The 312-nt window shown below is 39.7% G+C and carries 1 protein-coding gene; it reads right to left on the bottom strand.

Translation table 11 applies throughout. The features are described from left to right. The coding region (locus AOA61_RS24585; RefSeq protein WP_143521252.1) for an NAD(P)-dependent oxidoreductase at nt 1-312 on the bottom strand (312 nt) is incomplete at both ends.

Below are 312 nucleotides of genomic sequence, written 5' to 3'. Positions count from 1 at the left end.
GATATACCCCAGATGGTGCGGACATGATGTTAAGAATTGATAAAGAAAGATCCGAGACGTGAGTTGGAGAACCAACTTGATCATCAACTACTGCTACTTTTTCATTCCGTCTACTTTTCTCAGCAATAGTTTTAACAAAATTTGAACCTTCCCCACCAAACAACCAAGATGTTCGAATAATCCGCCAAGTTTCTTTATAGCAGCGTATATATTCTTCGGCTAACCATTTAGTATAGCCATAGTGATTTACTGGAGATGGGAATTGTTCCTCATTATAGGGCGTGGACCACTCCCCATCGAATACATAATCAC

This window comes from Pseudomonas sp. 2995-1 (assembly GCF_002742505.1).
Classification (GTDB): domain Bacteria; phylum Pseudomonadota; class Gammaproteobacteria; order Pseudomonadales; family Pseudomonadaceae; genus Aquipseudomonas; species Aquipseudomonas sivasensis.
This window is presented reverse-complemented; position numbering and strand designations above follow the sequence as displayed.